The sequence below is a fragment of the Sphingobium lactosutens DS20 genome, assembly GCF_000445105.1.
In the GTDB taxonomy this organism is placed as follows: Bacteria; Pseudomonadota; Alphaproteobacteria; order Sphingomonadales; family Sphingomonadaceae; genus Sphingobium; species Sphingobium lactosutens.
In genome coordinates this window covers 1-9,236 of the sequence record NZ_ATDP01000017.1, presented here as the reverse complement: position 1 = coordinate 9,236, position 9,236 = coordinate 1, and the positions used below count along the sequence as shown (strand labels likewise).

Annotated in this window: 12 protein-coding genes; 1 reads left to right on the top strand and 11 read right to left on the bottom strand. The window is 62.3% G+C overall.

Translation table 11 applies throughout. The annotated features are described in order from the left end of the window. Positions 1–244: 244 nt before the first annotated feature. From RLDS_RS29360 to RLDS_RS29330, 10 genes are all read right to left on the bottom strand, one after another. Positions 245–979 (bottom strand): cytochrome b/b6 domain-containing protein, encoded by a 735-nt coding sequence (locus RLDS_RS29360; protein WP_020819428.1) that lies wholly within the window; start codon positions 977–979, stop codon positions 245–247. Positions 980–1,050: 71 nt separating this feature from the next. Further along, on the bottom strand, positions 1,051–1,752 hold the full coding sequence (locus RLDS_RS29355; protein WP_020819427.1) for a VIT1/CCC1 transporter family protein: 702 nt from the start codon (positions 1,750–1,752) through the stop codon (positions 1,051–1,053). 78 nt (positions 1,753–1,830) lie between these two features. Continuing rightward, positions 1,831–2,532: an energy transducer TonB family protein gene (locus RLDS_RS56765; protein ID WP_021224255.1), complete on the bottom strand. Its 702-nt coding sequence runs from the start codon at positions 2,530–2,532 to the stop codon at positions 1,831–1,833. A gap of 3 nt (positions 2,533–2,535) precedes the next feature. Next, positions 2,536–4,680 carry a TonB-dependent receptor gene (locus tag RLDS_RS29350; protein ID WP_020819425.1) on the bottom strand — a complete coding sequence of 715 codons (2,145 nt, stop codon included), beginning with the start codon at positions 4,678–4,680 and terminating at the stop codon, positions 2,536–2,538. A 63-nt stretch (positions 4,681–4,743) separates the two neighbouring features. Further along, positions 4,744–5,139: a hypothetical protein gene (locus tag RLDS_RS0127350; RefSeq protein WP_020819424.1), complete on the bottom strand. Its 396-nt coding sequence runs from the start codon at positions 5,137–5,139 to the stop codon at positions 4,744–4,746. A gap of 81 nt (positions 5,140–5,220) precedes the next feature. Next, positions 5,221–6,561: a ferredoxin reductase family protein gene (locus RLDS_RS29345; RefSeq protein ID WP_020819423.1), complete on the bottom strand. Its 1,341-nt coding sequence runs from the start codon at positions 6,559–6,561 to the stop codon at positions 5,221–5,223. Positions 6,562–6,753: 192 nt separating this feature from the next. Then, the gene (locus tag RLDS_RS29340; protein ID WP_025160949.1) at positions 6,754–7,020 is read right to left on the bottom strand and encodes a hypothetical protein; all 267 of its coding nucleotides are present in this window, start codon (positions 7,018–7,020) and stop codon (positions 6,754–6,756) included. Between the two features lie 98 nt (positions 7,021–7,118). Next, positions 7,119–7,289: a hypothetical protein gene (locus RLDS_RS56190; protein WP_020819421.1), complete on the bottom strand. Its 171-nt coding sequence runs from the start codon at positions 7,287–7,289 to the stop codon at positions 7,119–7,121. A 4-nt stretch (positions 7,290–7,293) separates the two neighbouring features. Next, a complete protein-coding gene (locus tag RLDS_RS55695; RefSeq protein ID WP_025160948.1) occupies positions 7,294–7,569 on the bottom strand; it encodes a hypothetical protein in 276 nt (91 codons plus the stop codon). Beyond that, positions 7,562–7,801: a hypothetical protein gene (locus RLDS_RS29330; RefSeq protein WP_020819419.1), complete on the bottom strand. Its 240-nt coding sequence runs from the start codon at positions 7,799–7,801 to the stop codon at positions 7,562–7,564. The genes RLDS_RS55695 and RLDS_RS29330 overlap by 8 nt, the downstream gene beginning before the upstream one ends. Before the next feature lie 72 nt (positions 7,802–7,873). Between RLDS_RS29330 and RLDS_RS29325 the strand changes: the two genes are divergently transcribed. Next, a complete protein-coding gene (locus RLDS_RS29325) occupies positions 7,874–8,872 on the top strand; it encodes an IS110 family RNA-guided transposase (RefSeq protein ID WP_020819418.1) in 999 nt (332 codons plus the stop codon). Positions 8,873–8,992: 120 nt separating this feature from the next. Here RLDS_RS29325 and RLDS_RS56760 read toward each other — a convergent pair. Further along, a partial coding sequence (locus tag RLDS_RS56760; RefSeq protein ID WP_236616762.1) for a hypothetical protein occupies positions 8,993–9,236 on the bottom strand: 244 nt, incomplete at its 5' end.

Here is a 9,236-nt window from a genome sequence, read left to right as displayed (position 1 = left end):
GCCGAGATCGAGTATGATCGCGTCATAGACCGCGCCACCCAGTGCGCTGTCCGCATCGGACAGGGTCGTGGCGATGTCGCACGAAAAGCCCCGGCGCTGAAGGCCGTCCGCAACCAGCTTCGCCAGCCGGTCATTATCCTCTATGACAAGAACGCGCATCTATGCCGGCTTTCCTAGCACGATCCCGCCTCAATTCCCGCCCTGCAATCTGACCAGTCCCGCGCGGGGATCGAAAGAGGCCGTCTCAATCCCGGTCATTATCCTCGCCTTGAACGGCTGTTCCACCTTCGATTTCATGCCCTTGCTTTGCCTCGCCGTGCGACTGCGCACTGAACGCCGCGGAATCGTAGCGCAGGATGCCAAACACCGTCATCCCGATCACCAGGACGGCCAGCAGCACCGCGACGACGGCCGGCCGACGGGCATCGTGGGCGCCAGGGTGCAGAGCGACGCTCTTGCGGCCAGTAACCATGGCGCGCGCGAGATTTTCGCGGGTGAAGACGGACATCAGGACCACCGCTGCGACATGAACGCCGATGAGCGCCAGCAGGCCATAGGCAATCGCCTCATGAAGATCCTCGTCGGCCTGCCCCGCGTCGACCTGGATGCCGGTCCACAGCACCGCGCCGGTTGCAATGAGCATGGCCAGAACAGCGAGCGCCCCCAGCGGATTGTGCCCGATCGTGCGTTGTGGATGACCCGTCACAAGTTCCCGGACGTGGGACAGAAGGCGTGACGGTCGCACGAAATTGGCAAAACGCGCATGCTCGCCGCCGATAAACCCCCAGACAAGACGAAAGACAAGCAGGACAGCGGCGGTCCAGCCTGCCGCCATGTGCCAGTCCGCGATTCCGCTGTCTCCTTCCGAGGACAAAAAGGCAATCGTGATCGCCGCGACCAGCAGCCAGTGGAAAAGCCTGAGCGGGGCATCCCAAACCCTGAAACTATCACTGTAGCTCGTTTTTGCCATGAGCATCATTTGTCTCCTTGGCCTTTGGCCATAAGAGAGATTGCTGACGGCGCGCTGACGAACGCGGGGCAGCGATCACGTCAGACAGCCGCTCCGAACAGGCTGCCCACGCCTGCCGTCAACGCCATCGCCAGGGCGCCCCAGAACGTGACGCGGACGATCGACCGCATGACAGGGGCCCCGCCCGCCTTCGCGCCAAGCGCCCCGAGCAGCACGAGGCACAGAAGCGAAACGGCGACGACGAGCGGTATCAATTGCTGTCCCGGCGCGGCGGCAACCACCGCCAGCGGCATGATCGCCCCGGCGCTGAACGTCGCGGCGGATGTGAATGCCGCCTGCAACGGCCGCGCCGTGGATATGTCGGAAATTCCCAGCTCATCGCGGGCATGCGCCCCAAGCGCATCGTCCGCCATGAGCTGGTCGGCAACCTTGAGCGCAAGATCGGGGTCCAGGCCGCGCGCCATATAGATGTCCGCCAGTTCCTGCCGCTCGAGCCCGGGCTGCGTTGTCAGTTCCGCCGTTTCGCGGGCGAGGTCCGCCTTCTCGGTATCGGCCTGCGAGCTGACCGAGACATATTCGCCGGCGGCCATCGACATGGCGCCGGCGACAAGCGCCGCGATGCCGGCAACGAGGATGCCTGATCGGTCCGTTCCCGAAGCGGCGACGCCGACAATGAGGCTTCCTGTGGAAACGATACCGTCATTGGCGCCAAGGACCGCCGCGCGGAGCCAGCCGATACGTGATACCGCATGTCGTTCGGGGTGAGCGTGCAAGCGGGTCATGGGTCCTCCAGCCAAGGGTCGGCACAAGACCATGACCGCATTTGCTGACCAGCTCCTGACGCAATGTGATTTCCGGCGCTAATTGAAATGGAAAGGCAGGACGCAATCGAGCGTTCCCACGCCGAGACTTTCAGGCGGGCGCGGAAAGGGCGCCGCCAGGCGAACCGTGCGAAGGGCGAGCCGGTCAAGCTGCGCATTGCCGCTGGATTGCGCGAGCGAGATCTCGCGCAAGGCGCCGTCAGCACCGATGGAAAAATTAATCAGCGCCTCACCCTCAAGATGAAGGCCCGCCGGGCGTCTGGCGGCAATCCATTCCCACAACCGCCGAAGATAGGCCGCACGCGCAGTGCTGAGCGTTGATGACGCAGCCTGCGGCGAAGCAGGTTGGGGATGCGGCATGTCGACGTTCATGCGGGCAGGCAAGGGCGACGGTGCGACAGGTAGCGTCAAGGCAGCCTGATCGGAGGCAGGCCGGTCGGGCGACGCCTGCGGCCCTTGCCGCGCGCGTGTCGCTGGCGTTGTACTGGGGGGCGTCAGCTGATTTGCCGGTCTGGGGGCGGCTTTCGGCCGGCGGGCAGACGGCTGTTCGGTTTCGAGCGAAGGCAGCGTCATGATCGTGACCGTGCGGGGTTCCTCCCGCCTTTCGGGGATTAGACGCGGACTGTGGCTCCACAGGCCATAGGCCGCAAGAACACCCGCATGCAGGGCAAGCGACACGAGGAACCCGAAAGCCCTCGTATCGCTCGCCTGGGCCAGCCGGTATGCTGGACTGGCGGCCATGCCTCAGAATTTCGCAGTCAGGCCGATGTTGAAGGAGCGGCCACGACCAGGCACCGGCCGCAAGTCGCCGGTCGCCTTGTAATCGCCGAGCGACATGCCGCCCAGCGGCAGATCATAGCCCTTGTCGAACAGGTTCTGGACATCCAGGCCCAGCCGGTAATTGCCCCAGGCATAGCCGGTCCGAAGATTGACGAGCGCATAGTCGTCCGTTCGGGGTTCGTTGCGCGTGGCGTCGACCCGGTTCTTGTCCGCCACGACCGTCAGTTCGACCGCGCTCTCCCAGCCCCCGAGCCGATGCTCCAGCGCAAACGTCGCGTTGAACGGCATCTGATGGTAGAGCGACCCGCCGTCGTCCAGATTGCGCCCGCGCAACCAGCTTGCCGTTGCGGTCAGTTTCGCCGTGCCGGCCGATGACGACTGCCACAGCGCAAGCGAACCCGAGACATCGACGCCATATAGCTCGGCTTCGCGGTTGGCGAACCGAAGCTGCACGAACCCCGTCGGCGTGCCCATCATATTGGTGAAATCGGCCAGCTTCACGACATCGATATAATCATGGACGCGCGTGTAATAGGGTGCGATCCTGAGCGTCCAGCCATTGGCGCCGGCGCCTTTCAGACTGACCGCGGCACTTATCGTATCAGCCCTTTCGGGCTTCAGGGTGGGATCGCCGACATAGCCGTTGCCATCACCGAACCAGCCGATCATCCGGCTCGACATCGAACCGCGTCCCCAGCTGTAGCGCTCATAGACGCCCGGTGAACGGCTCTTGCGCGCATAGCCCAATTCGAGCGTCGCCTGATCGCTCGGCGCATAGCGGACAAGGGCCGTGGCGCTCCAGTTGCTGTCATGCCGTTTGCGATCCGCGGCGTTGAACGCGGTGGCCGCCATCGCGTCGGCCATATTCATCATCGAGGTGGAATAGGGCTGGACCTCGCCGGTGTTCATCCAGACCTGATCGTTGCGCACGCCGACCAGCGTGGTGAGCTGCGGCGTCCACTTCGCCTCCCATTCGGCAAAGGTGCCAAGCCGGTCGCGCTTCGCGCCGTTCACATTGATATAGGTGTTGGGCCCCATCATCATGTGGCCCGCGACCGCCGGCCAGTAATCATTGAGCCATTGGTGGTGGAATTCGCTCCCGAGACGCAGCGTGTCGCGATTGGACAGCATAATGTCGCCCTTGAGCGTATAGCCGGCGCTATGAACCTCGGTGTTCATGGGCATGCCGCCGGTCGCGGTGCCGCCCTTGTCCGCCAGGAAGTTCATCCGATGATCGGTGTCGCGATAGAAGGCGCGCAGGTCCAGATCGCCCCAGTCGAAGGCGCCCTTCCAGTGACCGTTCAGATACCAACTCTTGTTGGATGTCATGTCCATATACTGGTTGGGAAAGCCCTCGTACGGCGAGAAATGGTAGCCGCCCTTCAGTTCGAACAGCCCGATATCGGTCTGCGCGGCCAGGCTCAGCGCATGGTCCGTCTTCTTGTATTCAGTCGAACGGACGGTGCCGTCACGGCCGCCGCCCTTGTAATTGTCGGACTGGGTGAAGGAACCGGCATAGCTGAGGCTGAGCCGGTCGCTTGCCGCCGTGATCGAAAGTGCGCCGCCGAAGCCGTCGCCGTTACTGCGGTAGAAGGTGGACAGTTCGCCCGTCAGCAATCGTTTGCCCGCCTTGGCGAAGCGCGGTGTCAGGGTTTCCACCGAAATCGCGCCGCCGATGCTGTCACCGCCCATGCTGACCGGCGTCACGCCCGTGATGACGCTGATCGCGTCGATCGTCTGCGGATCGGTGTAGGACAAAGGCGGGTTCATCGCATTCGTGCAGGCGATGTCGATCGGCACGCCGTCGACCAATATGGTCAGCCGCTGGCTTTCGAGGCCCCGGATCACCGGCAGGCTGGAAAAGCCACCGGCGCCGAAGCTGCTGCCCCCCGGCAGGCGGCCGATCAGCGCCGCCGTATCGCTTGTTCCCGATTGCAGGGGTGCGACCTTGTCACGCAAAAGGATCTCGGACGACACGGGACCGGCAGGGCGATCCTCGGAATCGATCCCGATGGACGGAAGAACCTGTGTATCCTGCGCAAAGGCACTCGCGGCCGACAGGCCATAGAATATTGCAGCCGCGCTCGCGGCTTTGGAAATGACAGACATGGATGGATCCTGATCCGGGCGCGCGGCGGTCCGCGCGCCGTTGAAAACGAACGGCGAAAGGGATCAGGCGGCTGTTGGCGGTCCTATTGGCGGAGGCCGCAGAAATGGCGAGGCACCGGGCAGGGCGAAAGATAGGCCAAGAAAGCCCATCGCCAGGATGAAGGCAATGGCGAGCGCCAGCAGGATCGGGTCGGCGGCGGCGAGCGCCGGCGACGACAGACCCGAGAAAGCGCAAGGCATGTCGGCCTGCTTGTGATCCGCGGGATCATGATCGCCGGACCTGCCCGGAAGCTCCATCATGACCGTTTGCGGACCCTGGCCCGAGCAGAGCTGGACCAATATCGTACCCGAAGAGACGGTCGGCATGAACCCGGCCGGCACCAGCACCTTCAGCATGAGCGCGGCCCCGGCCAGCCAGATGGCCAGCCAGCGATGCCGGGCAAGGAAGGAGCGGATCATGGTCACGGGAGCGGTCTTTAGAAATCGGTCCTGCTGATGTCGAGGTGACAAGTCGGATTTTTTCGCATACATCGCCTTGACTTAGCGCATCGCGAACAGCTCCTGATGGAAACGTTTCGCTACCGGAAAGCCCAGCGCGGCAAAGTCCCGGCGCAGCGTTTCACCAAATCCAAGGGGGCCGCAAAACCAGAGGCTCGCCTCCCGCCATTCCGGCACGGCGGCGCGTATTCGCTCGCCATCGAGGCGGCCATCGCGTGCATCGACCAGAACATGCAGGCGAATATGGGCAGCCGCCGCATCCGCTTGCAGCTTGCCCAGAGCCTCCTCGTCGACTTCGGCCGTGCAGTGGAAGAGATCAATCTCCGCGCGCGCGCCTTCGGGACTCTGGGCCAGATACTTCATGCGGGCGATGAACGGCGTGATACCGATCCCGCCACCGATCCAGATCTGACGGGCGCTATCATCGTCGAATGTGAAGCATCCATAAGGCCCCTCGATCCTGATCTCCTGGCCGACATGGAGTTTTTCGGGCAGGCGCCGCGTATGATCCCCCAGTCCCTTGGTGATGAAGGTGATCCGCCGCTCATCCTCGCGCCAGGCGGACGCGATGGTATAGGGATGCGGCCCTTCGGCCGGGTCCGACACGGCAAAGGCGAACTGGCCGGGTCGGTGGCCGGGCCACCCCTCCCCCATGTCGACGATGGTCTCGAGCGCCCGCACGCCCGGATAATGGTGGATGGCGGCAATCCTGCCCGGCACCTGCCGGTCCCGGCCTGCGCGGCGCGACAGAATGAGGATCGCCGCCCCGGTGCCGCAAGCAAGCAGCGCCGCCAGCGTGAGGCCGTACGGAGACAGCCAGTAGCTGAACGTCGTCAGGATCACGGCATGAAAGACCAGCACGAGATAGGCCAGCGCCAGAAGCCGATGCGTTCGATAGAAGAAGCGGTAGGGAATGCGCTGGATGAGCGCGACGGCGATCAGCGCAACCACGGCATAAAAGGCCCACTCGCCCAGACCCTCCGCCGTGTGGCGGAGACTGGCGAACAGGGCCTCGACAGGATTGCTTGCGGGCGGTTGCGGGCCACGCGACGGTCGTTCGAGCCAGCCCCACCCCACGGCCCATTTCGGACCCTTCGCCCACAGCCAGTGCGCGATGGCCGTGACCAGTGCCGCGATGCCGAGCCATTTGTGGAGACGATACATCTTGTCCAGTCCGCCCAGCCCATGTTCGGGCCAGCGGGGGCGGATGGCGAGCATCATCGCGACGCTCATGCAGGCGATCGCCAGCGCGCCGCTATACTGCACCGCCGCGCTGCGGATCGCGAAAAAGCCGGACGACCGGAATATGGACAGGTCCGCAAGAAGCCACAACATGGTGACCAAGGCGGCCAGGCCCCAGAATGTCAGTCGCAGGTTGCGCATTTCGATCCTTGTCCGGCCCTTGCGTCAATTGTTCCCTTCGCCCTGTAGCGATCGGCCCAGCTGTGGGATTGATTTCGGACAAGAAGGCAGAACCCCTTGCTCGGCGCATGCGAACATCGCCGACAAGTCTGACGAAAGCCTGACGAGCATTACCCAAATTCGATAGTGTCAGGCCTCGCAGCGTGACATATTTCACGAAATGGGTGCACCATCGGCAGCATAGGTCCGGCTCCGGTCGTATTCGTGGTCGCCCGCTTCGTCGACAAGATAGCCGGACACTTCTTCGGCGTAGTCCGCTTCAAGCACTCCTGTAGCACTCGGAATCAGACGAACACCGAAACCGTTGGCAAAGAGAAGGCGATCTGCCTCCTTCATTGCTGCAAACTGGTCATGTGCGGTCACGCCCAGTTTGACGCGCACGGTGGCATAGACGTGAACGAAATGGGTTGGCGCAGACATGCTGATCTCCCTTTGAGGCATTGGAATGATCGCGGGTGACAGGCCCAGATGCCTTGGCGCACGGCCGACATCGTCAGCCCCGATCGAGGCCGAAGTCATCAGCGGGGTTCGATGACGTCCCGCAATATAGTGCTGAGGGCATCATTGATCGCGTAAAGCACACCGCTATGGGCAGTGTCGCCCATGCCGTCGAGATAGAGATCCGGGATTAGATTGTTGACTGCATGCGTCGCATCATCAACGAGTTGATCGAATTCGTCCTCGGTCATGGGGCTATTCCTGACCAGGAGATGCGGACAGGCTCTCAACCTGTATCCGGAAGGTGGCGCCATCATTGAGCGTCAACCCGATCTCGACACCGTCTTCATTTTCACAGCTGGAGAGGATTTCCACGTCAGCACGGGTTCCATGCACAGCCGAGACGATATGATGGTGGTGATCCCCTGACGGCCGCCCTCCCACGTCGCATGCCTGCATGTGGGTCTCGAGCAACTCGCACAGCACTGCGGCGACTGTGCATGCTTTCGTCATGGACGATCCGTCAGTCATCTGCGTGCTCCATCCTGTCGTCAAAGAAGGTGCCGTCGTTGCCGAGCGCGGTGAGTTCAGCCTGCAGGGCATGGGGTGGGACATCGTCGGCGGATGTGATGGCGAAGGCGCCAACCATGTCACCGAAGTCCATTTCCTCGCCGATACGGGCGAGGCTCATGGTCGAGAGGCGATCCTCATCGCTGTCATGCATCAACAGCGTGACGCCAATAGTCACCTTTCGGATTTTCATCTTATGGGATGGACGCCTCCCGCAAGCGGGCCGAGCATGTTGCCACAGCGACCGGGAAGAGGAGTTCATCACATGCAAATGCTAGCGATCGATTTGGGCAAGCAGTCTTTTCACATCTACGGGATCACTTGCGAAGGTGAGGTAATCTCGCGGAAGGTTAGCAGGGCAAAGCTGGTCGATGCGGTGACCAGATTGCAACCGCAGTCGGTCGCGATGGAAGCCTGCGCCAGTTCACACCACTGGGGCCGCGTCTTCGAGGCGCTGAGTTATGCCGTTCGCCTGATCCATCCGCGTTTCGTCAAGCCATTCGTGAAGGGATCGAAGAATGATGCGGTTGATGCCGAAGCCATTTTCGAAGCTGCCAACAGGCCAACCATGCGGTTCGTGCCGCTGAAGAGCGTCGAACAGCAGGATCTGCAAGCTCTGCACCGAACGCGTGACAGACTGATCGTGCAGCGCACCGCGTTGATCAATCACACTCGTGGTCTTTTGGCCGAGTATGGCGTCGTCATGCCGGCAGGTGCGTCCCGGTTCCGGCTGCAGGTCGACAAGATGATCGAAATTGCCGAACTATCGCACTTGGCGAAGGACCTGTTCCTGAAGCTCGTCGAGGAGTATCGCGACTTGGATGCCAGAGTATCCACTCTGGATGACATGCTGGTTGATATCTGCCGGAGAGACGATCGTTGCAAACGTCTGACTACGCTGCCGGGGGTAGGACCGATTGTCGCAACCTCCCTCATCGCCGCAATTGACGATGGCCGACACTTCGCATCCGGCCGAGCCCTTTCTGCCTGGATTGGACTGGTTCCGCGACAATACACGACCGGCGGAAAGCCAAGGCTCGGTGGTATCGGGAACAGAGCCAATCATTACCTGAGGCGCCAGCTGATACATGGTGCACGGTCTGCGTTGCTGCGGATCGCCAAGCATGACGACCGGCGTTCAAAATGGGCGCAGGAACTGCAATCAAGGGCAGGCCACAACAAGACACTCGTCGCCATGGCAAACAAGACTGCTCGCATGGCCTGGGCGATGTTGCGAAGCGGCGAAAGTTACAAAATGGCGTGACCGTTCGGGCAGCGGGCCGCAATCTGATCAGAGGTTACAAATGCGAGGTGAAGACTTGATGGTGTAACGGCACGGACCGCCGCTTCACAGCCTGTAAGGAACGATGGCCCTCGAGGCCGCTCATCTTAAAAGGCACTGAACCGCGCGGATTCCCATCATGGCCAGGGGCGAAAACACCTCAATCAACAGGCCGGATAGATTCACGCATCCAATGCCGGAGCAACATCGAGAAACTACCTTGCGCGGGAGGCGTCCATAGAATCGTTCCTTCCCTGGATTGACGTGTTTGCTGGCCTTGGCCATGCCAGCCGCGTTGCACCGCCGAATGCCCGCAGGCGCGCTGCCATCGTGCTGCGCAGACGGG

Coding starts and splice junctions, on each gene's coding strand:
- RLDS_RS29360 (WP_020819428.1), bottom strand. CDS start 979: ATGATGCTCATGGCAAAAACGAGCTACAGTGATAGTTTCAGGGTTTGG.
- RLDS_RS29355 (WP_020819427.1), bottom strand. CDS start 1,752: ATGACCCGCTTGCACGCTCACCCCGAACGACATGCGGTATCACGTATC.
- RLDS_RS56765 (WP_021224255.1), bottom strand. CDS start 2,532: ATGGCCGCCAGTCCAGCATACCGGCTGGCCCAGGCGAGCGATACGAGG.
- RLDS_RS29350 (WP_020819425.1), bottom strand. CDS start 4,680: ATGTCTGTCATTTCCAAAGCCGCGAGCGCGGCTGCAATATTCTATGGC.
- RLDS_RS0127350 (WP_020819424.1), bottom strand. CDS start 5,139: ATGATCCGCTCCTTCCTTGCCCGGCATCGCTGGCTGGCCATCTGGCTG.
- RLDS_RS29345 (WP_020819423.1), bottom strand. CDS start 6,561: ATGCGCAACCTGCGACTGACATTCTGGGGCCTGGCCGCCTTGGTCACC.
- RLDS_RS29340 (WP_025160949.1), bottom strand. CDS start 7,020: ATGTCTGCGCCAACCCATTTCGTTCACGTCTATGCCACCGTGCGCGTC.
- RLDS_RS56190 (WP_020819421.1), bottom strand. CDS start 7,289: ATGACCGAGGACGAATTCGATCAACTCGTTGATGATGCGACGCATGCA.
- RLDS_RS55695 (WP_025160948.1), bottom strand. CDS start 7,569: ATGACTGACGGATCGTCCATGACGAAAGCATGCACAGTCGCCGCAGTG.
- RLDS_RS29330 (WP_020819419.1), bottom strand. CDS start 7,801: ATGAAAATCCGAAAGGTGACTATTGGCGTCACGCTGTTGATGCATGAC.
- RLDS_RS29325 (WP_020819418.1), top strand. CDS start 7,874: ATGCAAATGCTAGCGATCGATTTGGGCAAGCAGTCTTTTCACATCTAC.